The sequence below is a fragment of the Mesorhizobium sp. RSR565B genome, from assembly GCF_054719465.1.
The window spans coordinates 1,898,070-1,912,346 of record NZ_JBTTIE010000001.1; the positions used below are offsets into that span (position 1 = coordinate 1,898,070).

General features: G+C 64.7%; 14 protein-coding genes. 4 read left to right on the forward strand and 10 right to left on the reverse strand.

The window, feature by feature from the left end; genetic code table 11:
- Window positions 1–49 precede the first annotated feature (49 nt).
- From ACYG9R_RS09000 to ACYG9R_RS09025, 6 genes are all read right to left on the reverse strand, one after another.
- On the reverse strand, window positions 50–1,051 hold the full coding sequence (locus tag ACYG9R_RS09000; RefSeq protein ID WP_023714560.1) for an Ldh family oxidoreductase: 1,002 nt from the start codon (window positions 1,049–1,051) through the stop codon (window positions 50–52).
- 114 nt (window positions 1,052–1,165) lie between these two features.
- Window positions 1,166–1,975 carry an ABC transporter permease gene (locus ACYG9R_RS09005; RefSeq protein WP_023689221.1) on the reverse strand — a complete coding sequence of 270 codons (810 nt, stop codon included), beginning with the start codon at window positions 1,973–1,975 and terminating at the stop codon, window positions 1,166–1,168.
- A complete protein-coding gene (locus ACYG9R_RS09010) occupies window positions 1,975–2,688 on the reverse strand; it encodes an ABC transporter permease (protein WP_196814080.1) in 714 nt (237 codons plus the stop codon). The genes ACYG9R_RS09005 and ACYG9R_RS09010 overlap by 1 nt, the downstream gene beginning before the upstream one ends.
- A gap of 161 nt (window positions 2,689–2,849) precedes the next feature.
- Window positions 2,850–3,650, reverse strand: a complete 801-nt coding sequence (locus ACYG9R_RS09015; protein ID WP_023671323.1) for a transporter substrate-binding domain-containing protein — start codon at window positions 3,648–3,650, stop codon at window positions 2,850–2,852.
- A gap of 54 nt (window positions 3,651–3,704) precedes the next feature.
- A complete protein-coding gene (locus ACYG9R_RS09020) occupies window positions 3,705–4,520 on the reverse strand; it encodes an ABC transporter ATP-binding protein (protein WP_023823890.1) in 816 nt (271 codons plus the stop codon).
- Between the two features lie 144 nt (window positions 4,521–4,664).
- The gene (locus ACYG9R_RS09025; RefSeq protein ID WP_196813600.1) at window positions 4,665–4,820 is read right to left on the reverse strand and encodes a hypothetical protein; all 156 of its coding nucleotides are present in this window, start codon (window positions 4,818–4,820) and stop codon (window positions 4,665–4,667) included.
- Here ACYG9R_RS09025 and ACYG9R_RS09030 point away from each other — a divergent pair.
- The 4 genes from ACYG9R_RS09030 to ACYG9R_RS09045 all read left to right on the forward strand — a co-directional run bounded on the left by ACYG9R_RS09030 (window position 4,747) and on the right by ACYG9R_RS09045 (window position 8,729).
- Window positions 4,747–5,619 carry a dimethylarginine dimethylaminohydrolase family protein gene (locus tag ACYG9R_RS09030; RefSeq protein WP_023823891.1) on the forward strand — a complete coding sequence of 291 codons (873 nt, stop codon included), beginning with the start codon at window positions 4,747–4,749 and terminating at the stop codon, window positions 5,617–5,619. The genes ACYG9R_RS09025 and ACYG9R_RS09030 overlap by 74 nt on opposite strands.
- Window positions 5,589–6,257 carry a TetR family transcriptional regulator C-terminal domain-containing protein gene (locus ACYG9R_RS09035; protein WP_023823892.1) on the forward strand — a complete coding sequence of 223 codons (669 nt, stop codon included), beginning with the start codon at window positions 5,589–5,591 and terminating at the stop codon, window positions 6,255–6,257. Before ACYG9R_RS09030 ends, ACYG9R_RS09035 begins: the two co-directional genes overlap by 31 nt.
- Window positions 6,254–7,834: a 5-guanidino-2-oxopentanoate decarboxylase gene (locus tag ACYG9R_RS09040; protein WP_023823893.1), complete on the forward strand. Its 1,581-nt coding sequence runs from the start codon at window positions 6,254–6,256 to the stop codon at window positions 7,832–7,834. Before ACYG9R_RS09035 ends, ACYG9R_RS09040 begins: the two co-directional genes overlap by 4 nt.
- Window positions 7,835–8,021: 187 nt before the next feature.
- Window positions 8,022–8,729, forward strand: coding sequence for an SDR family NAD(P)-dependent oxidoreductase (locus ACYG9R_RS09045; protein WP_023823894.1), 708 nt, complete (start codon window positions 8,022–8,024; stop codon window positions 8,727–8,729).
- Window positions 8,730–8,866: 137 nt separating this feature from the next.
- Here the strand turns inward: ACYG9R_RS09045 and ACYG9R_RS09050 are convergent, their stop codons facing one another.
- The 4 genes from ACYG9R_RS09050 to aroA form a co-directional block, all read right to left on the reverse strand.
- A complete protein-coding gene (locus ACYG9R_RS09050) occupies window positions 8,867–9,688 on the reverse strand; it encodes an MOSC domain-containing protein (protein WP_023823895.1) in 822 nt (273 codons plus the stop codon).
- A gap of 247 nt (window positions 9,689–9,935) precedes the next feature.
- Complete coding sequence (gene rpsA, locus ACYG9R_RS09055) at window positions 9,936–11,633, reverse strand: 30S ribosomal protein S1 (protein WP_023703671.1); 1,698 nt, start codon at window positions 11,631–11,633, stop codon at window positions 9,936–9,938.
- 204 nt (window positions 11,634–11,837) lie between these two features.
- Complete coding sequence (gene cmk, locus ACYG9R_RS09060; RefSeq protein WP_023823896.1) at window positions 11,838–12,488, reverse strand: (d)CMP kinase; 651 nt, start codon at window positions 12,486–12,488, stop codon at window positions 11,838–11,840.
- A gap of 249 nt (window positions 12,489–12,737) precedes the next feature.
- Window positions 12,738–14,096, reverse strand: coding sequence for a 3-phosphoshikimate 1-carboxyvinyltransferase (aroA, locus tag ACYG9R_RS09065; RefSeq protein ID WP_023823897.1), 1,359 nt, complete (start codon window positions 14,094–14,096; stop codon window positions 12,738–12,740).
- Window positions 14,097–14,277 lie beyond the last annotated feature (181 nt).

Here is a 14,277-nt window from a genome sequence, read left to right on the forward strand (position 1 = left end):
TAGAAAGGTTCAGCCAGGTCGCGTAAAAATCCGTTGTCGCAGGACTGCTTCAGCCCGAATAGCGCTCGGCGAATTCGGAAATGCGCTGCACCACGGCTTTGGGGGCATTGATGCCGCGCGCCTGCGCCTTCTCGGCCGCTTCGGCCCGCGCCCGGCCCGGCACGTGCACGCCAAAGCGCCGGCGCAGCCGGTCGAGCTGGTCCTTCATGCGTTGCTCGAAATCCGGGTCGAGCAGCTTGGGCTCGACGGCGAGCACGAACAGGCCGGTTCCCGGGCTGTCCGGTCCGCCGGAGAACCAGGGCGCGTCGAGCGACCAGTTGGCGCCCGACAGGCCAGCCGCCAGCACTTCGACCATCAGCGCGATGTTGGCGCCACGCTGGCCGCCGAAGGCCAGCATGGCGCCCTTCATGGCAGCGGCCGGATCGGTGGTCGGATTGCCGCTGGCGTCCAGCGCCCAGCCTTCGGGGATCTTCTTGCCGTCCTCGGCCGCCTTGCGGATGTTGACGAAGGCGGTGGCGCTCGACGACTGGTCGATGACCAGCGGCGCGCCATCGGCGGCGGGTGCCGCAAACGACATCGGGTTGGTGCAATAGACCGGCTTGACCGAGCCCGAGCCTGCCAGCACCGCCGGCCCGTTGGTGGCGGCGAAGGAGACCAATCCCAGCTGCGCCAGACGCCCGGTGAAATAGCCTAGTGCGCCGCACGTATAAGCGTTCTTCTGCGAGAAGATGGCGACGCCGAACAGCTTTGCCGCCTTGGCGAGGTCGTCGATGGTGCGGTCGAAGCCGGTATGGGCGAGGCCGCCACGCGCATCGGAGAGATAGACGGCGAGCGCCGGCCTGGTGATCACCGGATCGGCATTGCCGTCGATGCGGCCGGCTTCCAGCGCTTCGAGGTAATCGATGAAATGGGTCAGCCCGACGGTCGAAAGCCCTTCCGCCTCGGCGGCAATGATCGAGGCGGTGAGCGACCGCGCCGCCTCCTCATTGGCGCCGGCGCCGAGCGCCGCCATCCGGCACAGCCCTGTTGCCTGGTCGAGAGAGAGTTGCATGGTGCGGACCCGATTGGTGGTGAGAGTGAGTAGGGAGTAGTCAGTAGGGAGTAGCGAAAGCAAGCGGTTTCCCGGTCATATGCTGACTACTCACTACTGCCTGCTCACTATTCCCTAGCCCACCTTGTTCGGTATGCGCGCCTCGATCTTGCTGAATGCAAACACCAGTATGCCGGTGATGATCATGTAGATCAGCGCCAAAAGCAGCAAGGGTTCGTAGGTGAGATAGGTGTCCTGCCGGACCTTGGACGAGACGGCGAAGATGTCGATGACGCTGATCGTCGCTACCAGCGGCGTCGACTTCAGCTGCAGCACGGTTTCGCCGGTCAGCGTCGGCAGCGCCCGGTAGATGGCCTGCGGCAGCCAGATGCGGCGGAAAATCTTCCAGCGGCTCATGCCGAAGGCGCGGGCTGCCTCGAGCTGCCCCTTCGGCACGCCGGCAAAGGCGCCGCGCATCACCTCGCCCTCATAGCCGGCGAAGGACAAGGTCAACGCCAGCACGCCATAGGGCCAGGCTTGCCTGAGATACGGCCACATCCAGGATTCGCGAATCCACGGATATTGCGGAAACAGCGAGCCCAGCCCGTAATAGAGCAGCCATAGCTGGATCAGCAGCGGCGTGCCCCTGATGACGGTGCAGAATGTCCTGGCGGGGGCGGAAAGCCAGAACGGGCCGGCGGCCTGCGCCAGCCCGAGCGGCACGGCGAGCAGGAAGCCGAGAAAGCAGGTGACGGCCAGGATCCACAGCGACCGCCAGATGCCGAGAAGCCCCATTTCGTAATATTGCGGCAGCCAATCCCAGCGCATGAAGAAGGCTGCGCCGAAAACCAGCGCGATCGCGACCAGGATCAGCACGATGCGATGCGGCTGCAGCCACAGCGACGTGCGCGCGGCAGCGTTGATGATGGTCGCTTCTCCGGCCATCAGCGCGCATCCTTGAGCGACGGCATACCGCGCCGCGACCAGGCCTCGACGCGGCCGATGAGCAGGTTGGAGACCAGCGACAAGATGAGATAGAGCACGCCCGCGGCGAAAAAGAAGGTGAAATAGGCTTTGGTGACCCCCGCAGCCTGCCGCGTCGCCAGCGCCAGCTCGTAAAAGCCGACGACCGCCAGAAGGGCCGTATCCTTGGTGGCGATCAGCCACAGATTGGCGAGCCCGGGTATGGCGAAGGGCAGCATCGCCGGCAAGGTGATGCGCCGCAGCATGAGCCCGGGTGACATGCCATAGGCGCGGGCGGCTTCGATCTGGCCCTGCGGTATGGCTAGGATGGCGCCGCGGATCACTTCGGTCGAATAGGCACCCTGGACAAAGCCGAGCACGGCGATGCCCGCGGCAAGGCCGCTGATGTCGACGCGCTGGTAGCCCATTGCCGTCAGCGCCTGGTTGATCAGGTCCGTCCCGGCATAATAGAGCAGCAGGATCAGCACCAGTTCGGGCACGGCGCGCACGATGGTGGTGTAAACCGCCAGCAGGTCGCGCACGACAGGACCGCCGTAAAGCTTGCCAAAGGCGCCACCGGTGCCGATCAGAAGACCGAGGACCGTGGCGCCGAGCGCGATCTCGATCGAATGGAGCAGCCCAAGCAACAGCGTGCCGCCCCAGCCCGGCGGATTGGGCGAGAGAAGTTCTATGATGCCGGCCGCCGAGGCCGAAAGAAGTGCGTCGATCAGCGTCGCCCCCGGATTGCTGGGTCCAACCACCGCCGACGGCAGCGCCGGCGGCAAGCATGTCTGGGAAAGGTCGGGCAGGAGGGGCATGGCGTTGGCGCCATGCCCCTCAGCTCATGCGAGGATCGTCAGTTCGACTGCGCGCCGCCACCACCGTAAATGTCGAAATCGAAGTATTTCTTCGATATCTCGTCATATTTGCCGTTCGAGCGGATCGCCTTGATGCCGGCGTTGATCTTGGCCTTAAGGTCGGTGTCTTCCTTGCGCACGCCGGCGCCCACGCCCGGTCCGAGCACTTCATCGTCCGGAGCCACCATGCCCTTCAGATCGCAGCAGGCCTTGCCCTGGTCCGACTTCAGGAATGCGTCGAGCGCGATCGAATCCGCCTGGACGGCGTCGAGGCGGCCTGCGGCCAGATCGTTGTTGGCTTCGTCCTGCGTCTGGTATTCCTTGATCTCGGCGGCCGTGGGGCCGAAATGCTTCTTGGCATAGGCCGAATGGGTGGTCGACACCTGCACCCCGAGCACTTTGCCCTTGAGATCGTCCGGCGTGGCGCCGAATTTCTGGTCCTTCGGCCCGATGATGGCGGTCGGCGTGTTGTAGTACTTATCCGAGAAGTCGATGGTCTTCTCGCGTTCGGCGGTGATCGACATCGAACTGGCGATGACGTCGATCTTCTTGGTCGTCAGCGCCGGGATGATGCCGTCCCAGGCGACAGGCGTGATGACGCAGTCGAGCTTCTCCTCGGCGCAGACGGCGTCGATGAACTCGATTTCCCAGCCAACCCATTTGCCGGAAGCGTCCGGCGAGGTGAAGGGCGGATAGGGCTCGGCGGCGACGCCGATCTTGACCGGATCGGCCTTGGCCACGCCCATGGCGGCGACGCCGAGCAGCAGCGCTGCGGCGAATGTTTTCAGAACAGTCTTCATGTCACGACTCCCAGTTTGTTGTTGGTTCCCGGTTTTCTTCCGTCCCGGCTTGTCCTAGCCGATGTTGCGGATGAACTGCTTCAGCCTTTCGGATTTCGGTGCGCCGAATATCTGCTCCGGCGGCCCCTCTTCCTCGACCAGCCCGTTGCAGAGGTAGACGACATGGGTCGCGACCTCGCGGGCGAATTTCATTTCATGCGTGACCAGCACCATGGTGCGGCCCTCGCGCGCCAGGTCGCCGATCACCTTCAGCACCTCGCCAACCAGCTCCGGGTCGAGCGCCGAGGTCGGCTCGTCGAACAGCATGACGCGCGGGTTGATGGCCAGGGCGCGGGCGATCGCCGCGCGCTGCTGCTGACCGCCGGAGAGATAGGCCGGATAGACGTCGCGCTTTTCGGCGAGGCCGACGCGCGCCAAAAGCTTTTCGGCTTCCCTGATCGCCACGTCGCGCCTTACGCCCAGAACATGCACCGGAACCTCGATGACGTTCTCGATCAGCGTCATGTGGCTCCACAGGTTGAAGTTCTGGAACACCATGCCGAGCTTGGCGCGGATGCGTTCGATCTGCCGGCGGTCGGCGGGCACGGTGTGGCCGTGGCTGTCGGCCTTGAGTTTGATCTCCTCGCCATTGACGCGGATGATGCCGCTGGTCGGGTTTTCCAGGCAGTTGATGCAGCGCAGCAGCGTCGACTTGCCGGAACCCGAGCCGCCGATAATGGCGATCACTTCGCCGTGGCGCGCCGACAGCGAAACGCCTTTCAGCACATGCAGCTGGCCGAATTTCTTGTGCAGGTTCTCGACATGGATGGCTTCGGCGGCGCCGTCCTGCGCCTTGCCGGATTGGACTGCGGCGGTTCCCGCCGCGCTCACCGGGGAACCTCTGCCACAGGGTCCACGGCAGATCGTCGAACGTCTATCCGGCTAATCAACATACGCTGTAATGCCCACTCCAGACTTCAGCATGGACCCAACAGCGCGAGCCCGTCAATCCCGCTCATTACGGCACTTGCGGCCTTATTGTGCAAGTGTATAAATAGCCTCCGATGAAATTTTTTCCATTTTTTTCACCTTGAACACGGCATTGAAAAGGGCACTGATGAGCGCTTTCGGATCACAATCCATGGCGGCGCCGTTGCGGCGCGTGCTGATGCGGTCGGCGGCCAATGCCATGCGCGGTGCCGACCGGGCTACCTGGCACTATGGCCCGGGTTTCGACCCGGCGAAAGCGGCGGCGCAGCACGCGGCTCTCGCTGAGCTGGTGGCGGCGTCCGGCGCCGAAATCGAATGGATCGATGACAAGGCCGACGGGCTGTCGGATTCCGTATTCACCCACGACCCGTCGCTGATGACCGACCGCGGCGCGCTGATCCTGTCCATGGGCAAGCCATTGCGCGCCCGGGAGCCATCGCTGCATGAGGAAACCTACACACGCCTGGGTATTCCCATCCTCGGCCGCGTCCAGGCTCCCGGCCAGGTAGAAGGCGGCGATTGCGTATGGCTGGATGCCAGCACGCTGGTGATCGGGCGCGGGGTGCGCTCCAACCAGGAAGGCATACAGCAGGTTTCCAATCTGCTGACGCCGCTCGGCATTTCCGTCTACGGTTTCGATCTGCCGCTGTGGCAGGGCGAGGAGGCGTGCCTGCATCTGATGTCGGTGATCAGCCCGCTGGCCGACGACCTGGCCCTGGTCTATTCACCGCTTTTGCCGGCGCCGTTCTATCAGTTGCTGAAGGCGCGCGGCATCCGGCTGGTGGAAGGCGACGCCGAAGAGTTTGCCGCGTCCAACGGCCTCAGCCTGAACGTGCTGCCGACCAGCCCGCACAAGGTCATTGCCGTCGCCGGCTTTCCCAAGACCAGGGCCGCGATGGAAGCCGCCGGCTGCACGGTTCAAATCTTCGAGGCGGATGCCCTCTGCATCGCCTGCGAAGGTGGGCCGACATGCCTGACGCGGCCCATCCTGCGGCAATGAATGAGCGCCGCAAGTTCCGCCGCGAGGGCGAGGAGCGGCGGCGGCAGGATCTGATTGACGCGACCCTGGACAGCGTGGCCGAACATGGGCTGGAGGGCGCCAGCCTGCGCACCATCGCACTGCGCGCCGGTGTCACCGCCGGGCTGATCCGGCACTATTTCCCCGGCAAGGAAGACTTGCTGCAGGAAACGTACGCGGCGCTGATGGGCCGCATGACCGAGCGGGCGAAGGCGGCATTGCTCATGGAAGACGCCTCGCCGCGCCAGCGCCTTGCGGCCTTCGTTACCGCCAACCTCAACGCGCCGATCATCGATGCACGCGTGTTTTCGCTGTGGGCAACCTTCATCGGCCGCGCCGGCGCGGATCCGAGCCTGGCTCGCGCCCACCGCGAAGGCTATCTTGGCTTTCGCAACGAGGTGGAAGCAGTCGTTGCCGAAGTGCTCGGCGCCGAGCAGCGCAGGCCAAACGCAAATGAACTGCGCCGCCATGCCATTGCCATCAACGCGATCATCGACGGGCTCTGGATCGAAGGCTGTCTGGCCGCAGAGATGTTCTCGCCTGGCGAATTGGCGGCGATCGGCGTCAAAGCCATAGAGGCCGAGCTCGGCCTCGCGCCGCAAAAGGGAGAGAAGCTATGACCACCATCGGCGAAGCGCTGATCACGCTGCTCGAAGCGCATGGCGTCGACACCGTTTTCGGCATTCCTGGCGTCCACACTGTCGAGCTTTACCGCGGGCTGGCGCGTTCAAAGATACGCCATGTCACGCCGCGTCACGAACAGGGCGCCGGCTTCATGGCCGACGGCTATGCCCGTGCCAGCGGCCGGCCGGGCGTTGCCTTTGTCATCACCGGACCGGGGCTGACCAACACCATCACCGCAATGGGCCAGGCGCGCGCCGATTCGGTGCCGATGCTGGTGATTTCGGGCGTCAACGCGATGCCGACGCTGGGAAAGGGGCTGGGCTTCCTGCACGAACTGCCGGACCAGCGCGGCATGATGGAGAAGGTGGCGCTGTTTTCGCAACGTGTCACCGAGGCCAGCGAATTGCCTGGCGCTTTGGCGCGGGCCTTCGCGCTGTTTTCGTCGTCGCGGCCGGGCCCCGTCCATATCGAGATCCCGACCGACGTCATGGTCAAACCGGCCGACGGCATCGCTGCTTCGCTCACCAATGCAGCGCCGCCGGCGCCGGATGGCGCGGCAATTGCCGAGGCAGCCAAACTGATCGCAGCCGCGCGCCGACCGCTGATCCTTGCCGGTGGCGGCGCCAAGCGCGCCGAACAGCCACTGCAGCGCCTGGCCGAGCGGCTCGGCGCACCTGTCGTCCAGACCGCCAATGCGCGCGGTCTGCTGCACGCGCATCCGCTTTGCGTGCCGGCCAGCCCCAGCCTGAAGGCGGTGCGTGCGCTGATGGCAGACGCCGATCTGGTCATCGCCGCCGGCACCGAATTCGGCCCGACCGACTATGACGGTTACAGCGACGGCGGATTCGTGCTGCCCGCCAATCTGATCCGCATCGATATCGGCGCGGACCAGCTCGCCCGCCGCCCGGTGAGCGTCGGCATCCAGGCCGATTGCGCGGAGGCGCTTGGTGCACTGCTAGGCGCGCTCCATCCTGATCATGCCGCAGCGAAGGACGGCGAGAGCCGCGCAGCCGCGTCGAGAAAGGCGGCCTTTGCCGAGCTCAGCCCGGCCTATGCCGCGCAGGTGCGTGCGGTGGAAACCATCCGCGACGCACTGCCGGGCGCCGTCATCGTCGGCGATTCCACGCAGCCGATCTACGCCGCCAATCTCTATTACGACCATGACCGGCCAGGCAGCTGGTTCAACGCCGCCACCGGTTTCGGCGCGCTCGGCTACGGGCCGCCGGCGGCGATCGGCGCAGCGCTCGCCATGCCCGGCGTGCCGGTGGTTTGCCTGACCGGCGACGGCGGCTTTCAGTTCACCTTGCCGGAGCTGGGCGCGGCGCTCGATGCACCCGCACCGGTCATCTTCGTCGTCTGGAACAACAGAGGCTATCGCGAGATCGAAACGTCGATGCTCGATGTCGGCGTCGAGCCGATCGGCGTGTCCCCGGCGCCGCCGGATTTCTGCAAGCTGGCCGAGGCCTATGGTATATCAGCCGAGCGGCTTGCCGGTACTGCCGGTCTCGCCGATGCGCTCAAGCGCGCACGCGCAACCAGACTGCCGCACGTCATCGAAATCACCATCGACTGACGCCTGGCCGCGCGCCGTACGTCCATGCGCGGGGGTCGGAAGGGGCGGTCGGCGGCTTCGAGCGATGCAAAGACGCAACAACTGCCATGTCGAGATGTCGGTTGAGTGATCGTGCAAAAGGCGCGACGCTCTGCGTCGGCGCGGCACGACAAGCGACATAATATAAGAAACGACAGGAGCGTCCAGGATGACGGAAACAGTTCAGGGCAAGCATATCGTGGTGACCGGTGGCACCGGGGCGCTGGGTGCCGCGGTCGTCGGCAAATTGCTGGCGGACGGCGCGATCTGCCATGTGCCCAATGCCCACGCGTCGGCCCCCTCGCATTTCCCCTTCGCGGCCCATGATCGCGTCCGGCTGGCGCATAATGTCGATCTCGCCGATCCTGCCAAGGTCGATGCCTTCTATGACAGCGTCCCCGAATTGTGGGCCTCCATCCATCTGGCCGGCGGCTTTGCCGCAGCCCCGGTCGAGAAGATCGAATCTGCATCCTTTGCCGAAATGATGGACACCAACGCCCGCACCGCCTTTCTGTGCTGCCGCGCGGCGGTGCGCTCCATGCTGGGCTCGAACACAGCGGGCCGCATCGTCAATGTCACGGCGCGTGCTGGGCTCGACCCGCGCCGTGGCGCCGGCATGGTCGCCTATGCCGCCAGCAAAGCGGCGGTGGCAGCGATGACCGTGGCGATGGCGGAAGAGCTGAAGCACAAAGGCATACTGGTCAACGCGGTGGCGCCCTCGACGCTCGATACGCCGGCCAATCGCGCCGACATGCCGGACGCCGATTTCGGCAAATGGGTCAGCCTCGAAGCCGCCGCCGAGGCAATCGCCTATCTGGCATCACCGGCCAATCTGGCGATGAACGGCACGCTGGTGCCGCTCTACGGCCGCGCCTGAAGTTCCGCCGCGCAGAGCGGCTCATTTGGCTTGGCTTCCCGATGGCGGCCTTTGCCGACCTCGCCTGATCTACAGCGGAGGTTGGCCATTCAATCATGGCGACCGCCGACGCCTCCACGGCATTAGAAGGCCTGCGACTACGTCAGGTTCGAGACGCCCGCTTCCACGACCTCGACTGCGTCGCCGATGGCGATCGCGCCGGCGTTGTTGGGAATGGCATTCTGGCCGAAGATGATGCCGCCCTTGGCGGAGCGGTGGAGTTTGCCAAGCGTCTGCAACGGCTCGCGCGGGTCCGGCTGCTCGCCGCTCAACGGATCTCGGGTGGTGATGACGCAGCGCGAGCAGGGCTTTGCGATCCGCAACTCCACCGTGCCGATGCGGATCGTCTTCCAGCTGTCTTCAGGCCATGCGCCTTCTGCGTCGACGACGATGTTTGGCCGGAACCGCGCCATCTCGATGGGCCTGGCAAGATGGCTGTTCAGATGGTTCAGCGAGCCCGTCGTGGCGATCAGCAGCGGAAAACCGTCGGCAAAGCCGACGTAATCGCCAGGCTGGCCGAATTCCGCATCGACCGGCCGGTTTCGCGGATCGTCGAAATAGACGAGATCGACGGGCCGGCCAAGAATAGCCGAGAGATATGCACCGGCGGCCGGATCGCCCGGCCGCGCGGCAGCCATATCCTTCCAGATCTTGACTTGCCGGAGCGTGGTGCCGGGAGCCGGAGCCTCGACGAAGTGCGAGCCATGCCTGTCATGTTTCAACAGGATGCCCGTTCCGCGATGCTCGACGTCGATCGTCGTCATATCAGGTATCTGGCGAATGGTGAGGAACTGCCCATCCTTGTCGACGACCATCCAGCGGCGGTCGCCTTCCATGCCCATTGTCTCGATGTCGGCGCTCGGCACGGCATGGCCGCGCAGGCTCTTGACCGGATAGCGATAGAGTTCGACGACCTTCATCCCGCATGCTTCTCCGTTGACCGAAGGGCCGGACTTCCGTGTTTACGTCTGCAACGACGGCCGAGCCTACAACCGCGCGTGTGGAATTGAAGGGGTTGCACAGTCTTAGTCTAGTGCCAATCGCGCAGCCGAGCATGAAAAACCCGCGAGCCTTGCGGCCCGCGGGTTTTCTTGTTCAGGCTGCGCGCGAGGCGCAGCCGAGGCTTACGCTTGCGCGAAGCGGCTTACGCGCTGCGCGCAAAGCGGCTTAGCTGCCCTGCTTCTTCAGCGCGGCGCCAAGGATGTCGCCCAGCGAAGCGCCGGAGTCGGTAGAGCCGTACTGTGCGACGGCTTCCTTCTCTTCGGCGATTTCCAGCGCCTTGATCGAGACCTGCAGCTTGCGGGTCTTCTTGTCGAAGGCGATGACGCGGGCGTCCAGCTTCTGGCCGACCGAGAAGCGCTCGGGGCGCTGCTCGTCACGGTCACGGCTGAGGTCGTTGCGCTTGATGAAGGTCTCTATGCCGCTGTCGACCAGCCGCACTTCCAGGCCGCCATCCTTGATGCCGGTGACTTCGCAGGTGACGACCGCGTTCTTGCGCAGTTCGCCTGAAGTCGCCGCTTCGCCGACCGTATCCTTGGCCAGCTGCTTGATGCCGAGCGAGATGCGCTCCTTGTCGATGTCGACGTCGAGCACCTGCGCCTTGACCATGTCGCCGCGATTGTACTCTTCGATGACCTGCTCGCCTGGACGGGTCCAGTCGAGGTCCGAGAGGTGCACCATGCCGTCCACGTCGCCTTCAAGGCCGATGAACAGGCCGAACTCGGTCTTGTTCTTGACCTCGCCCTCGACCTGGCTGCCGACCGGATGGCTCGCGGCAAAAGCCTGCCACGGATTCTCGAGCGTCTGCTTGAGGCCGAGCGAGATGCGGCGCTTGGCCGGATCGACCTCGAGCACGACCACGTCGACTTCCTGCGTCGTCGACAGGATCTTGCCGGGGTGCACGTTCTTCTTGGTCCACGACATTTCCGAAACGTGGATGAGGCCTTCGATGCCCGGCTCCAGCTCGACGAACGCGCCGTAGTCGGTGATGTTGGTGACGGTACCCTTGATCTTCTTGCCGATCGGGAACTTGGTGCCGATCTCGGACCACGGATCGCTCTCGAGCTGCTTCATGCCGAGCGAGATGCGGTGGGTTTCCTGGTTGATGCGGATGATCTGCACCTTGACCGTCTGACCGATGTTGAGGATCTCGGTCGGGTGGTTGACGCGGCGCCATGCCATGTCGGTGACATGCAGCAGGCCATCGATGCCGCCGAGGTCGACGAACGCACCGTAATCGGTGATGTTCTTGACGACGCCTTCGACAACCTGGCCTTCTTCGAGGTTCTGCACGATTTCCGAACGCTGTTCGGCGCGGCTTTCCTCGAGCACGGTGCGGCGCGACACCACGATGTTGCCGCGGCGGCGATCCATCTTGAGGATCTCGAAGGGCTGCGGGTTGTGCATCAGCGGAGAGACATCGCGGATCGGGCGGATATCGACCTGGCTGCGCGGCAGGAAGGCCACGGCGCCGTCGAGGTCGACGGTGAAGCCGCCCTTGACCTGGTTGAAGATGACGCCTTCGACGCGCTCACCCTTGGTGAACTTCTCTTCGAGCTTGACCCAGCTCTCTTCGCGGCGGGCCTTGTCGCGCGACAGGACGGCTTCGCCCAGCGCGTTTTCGATGCGCTCGACCATGACCTCGACCGTGTCGCCGACCTTGAGCGTCGAGTCCTTGCCCTTGACGCCGAATTCCTTCAGCGGCACGCGGCCTTCGACCTTGAGGCCGACATCGATGATGGCCATGTCTTTTTCGATCGCCAGGATCGTGCCCTTGACGACCTGACCTTCGCCGGAGTGGCCGGCGGTAAATGATTCTTCGAGCAGGCTCGCGAAATCGTCGCGAGTGGGATTTGCAGCTGACATATTTTCTCCTGGAGTGCCCCGCATCTCTTGCGGGACGGGCGCCGTGGGTTAGCGTTGCGTTGGCCTGCCGGCGTTCCGGGCTACAAAAGCCCTGGGCCGCCTAAGCGGCAATTCCGGCGCATGAAGAATGCTGGCAGGCTGGTTCGTGCCCGATATGGGTATTTTCTTCGCTTCCGGCAATCGGTGGAGCGGGAAAACCCTGGATCAGGCTTTGTCTCTCTTGGCCAGGGCGTCGTCGATGATCGCTTTGGCCGCTAGAAACGCGGCCTCTATAGCCATTTCGGAGGTATCAAGCAAGTGCGCGTCCGCCGCCGGCTTCAGCGGCGAGTCGGCGCGGCCCATGTCGCGCTCGTCGCGGCGCACAATATCGGCAAGGATTTCGGCGAAATCGGCGGTGCCGCCGATGCTTTCGATCTCGGCCAGCCGGCGCTGCGCCCGCACTTCGGCGCTCGCCGTCACATAGAGCTTTATGTCGGCGTCAGGGCACACGACCGTGCCGATGTCGCGCCCGTCGAGCACCGCGCCTGGCGGTGTCCTGGCGAAATCGCGCTGCTTTTCGACCAGGATGCGCCGGACGGTAGGGTAAATCGCGACCTTCGAGGCCGCCTCGCCAACCGCATGCGCCGACAGCACCGCACGGTCGAGCTTTGCCAGATCGACCTGGCGTGCGGCGGTTTCGGCTGCCGAGACATTGTCGAGTGGCAGCGCGTGCCGGATCAACGCATAGGCGACGGCGCGGTAGGTGAGGCCGGTGTCGAGCAGATTGAGGCGGTAGTGGTCGGCGAGCCGCCGGGCCAGCGTGCCTTTGCCTGCGCCGGCGGGGCCGTCGATGGCGATGGTGAAGGTTGGGGTCATTGTAGGGCCGACGAGAGACGCGATGAACACGACAAGCGCCGCGATCCTTCCCACCCCCCTCTGTCCTGCCGGACATCTCCCCCGCAAGGGGGGAGATTGGCGGCTTTGGCGCTCCGCTCAATTTTGCAACGTTGGTGATTGGCGAAAGCCAAGAAGATAGCTGATCTCCCCCCTTGCGGGGGAGATGTCCGGCAGGACAGAGGGGGGTGCTGTCCCGCAAGCGTTCCAGTTCGGCTCAAGCCCATCAACCTACCCGATCTCCGCGCCCAGCCCCGTCATCAGCCCTATGAACTCCGGGAAGCTCGTCGCGATCATGGCGGCGTCGTCGATGGTCACCGGCTTTTCCGTTGCCAGCCCCATTACCAGGAAGCTCATGGCGATACGATGGTCGAGATGCGTCTGCACCGTCGTGTCCTGGCCATTGGGATGGCCGCCCAGCCCCTTGCCGCCGGGCTTTCCGCGCACCGCGAGCGAAGCTTCGCCTTCGGTGCAGTCGACGCCGTTGAGCTTCAGCCCATTGGCAACCGCTGCCAGTCGGTCGGATTCCTTCACCCGCAACTCTTCCAGCCCCTGCATAAGCGTCTCGCCCTCGGCGAAGCTCGCAGCAACAGCCAGCACCGGGTATTCGTCGATCATAGACGGCGCCCGCTCGGGCGGCACGGTGACGCCCTTGAGCTCGGAGTAGCGCACGCGCAGATCGGCGACATCCTCGCCGCCGGCATTGCGCGGGTTCAAGATGTCGATCTGGCCGCCCATTTCCTGCAGCGTTAAAAGCAGCCCGGTGCGGGTCGGGTTCATCAGCACGTTCTCGATGACGATGTCCGAACCCGGCACGATCAGCGCCGCGACCAGCGGGAAGCCGGCCGAGGAGGGGTCGCCGGGCACGGCGATGGTCTGCCCCGTCAATTTGACCTGGCCCTCGATGAAGATGTGGCGCACGCCGCGCTCGTCGGTCTCGACCGAGAGATTGGCGCCAAATCCCCTAAGCATCTTTTCGGTATGATCGCGCGTCATCACCGGCTCGATCACGGTGGTGATGCCGGGCGTGTTTAGGCCTGCCAGCAGCACGGCCGACTTCACCTGCGCCGAGGCCATCGGCACGCGGTAGGTAATGGGTGCGGCGTGTTTCGGCCCATGCAGCGTGATCGGCATGCGGTCGCCCGGCGTCGCCTTCAGCACCTGCACGCCCATTTGGCGCAAGGGTTCGAGCACGCGGCCCATCGGCCGTCCCGACAGCGATGCGTCGCCGATGAAGGTCGTTTCCATGTCGTAAGTGCCGACGAGGCCCATTGTGAGGCGGGAGCCGGTGCCGGCATTGCCGAAATCGAGCGGGCCTTCCGGCTGCAGCAGCGCGCCATTTCCGGTGCCGCGGATCACCCACTCGGCGCCGCGCTTCTCGATATGCGCGCCCATCGCCTTCATGGCGGCCGCCGTGCGCATCACATCCTCGCCTTCGAGCAGGCCGGTGACGCGGGTTTCGCCGGAGGCAAGGCCGCCGAACATCATGGAACGGTGCGAAATCGACTTGTCGCCCGGCACGCGAGCGGTGCCGGAAAGGGCGGATGATTTGCGGGCGGTGGCCGGCTTGGCAGCGGCGGCGTGAGACATGGAATTTCCCTGGACGGAATGCCGGCGCACCGGCGCTTTTCATTTGTTGCGGCGGTCTCGTATCACGGCGGGCACGAATGGTCATCCCCATGGTCGTCGCTTGGCGCGAGGCCTTTCAGTGCTTGGTTTTGTGACGCCGGCTTTTCGCTTTGACAGCGCGGTAAACTGTGGTTAAGGGGAC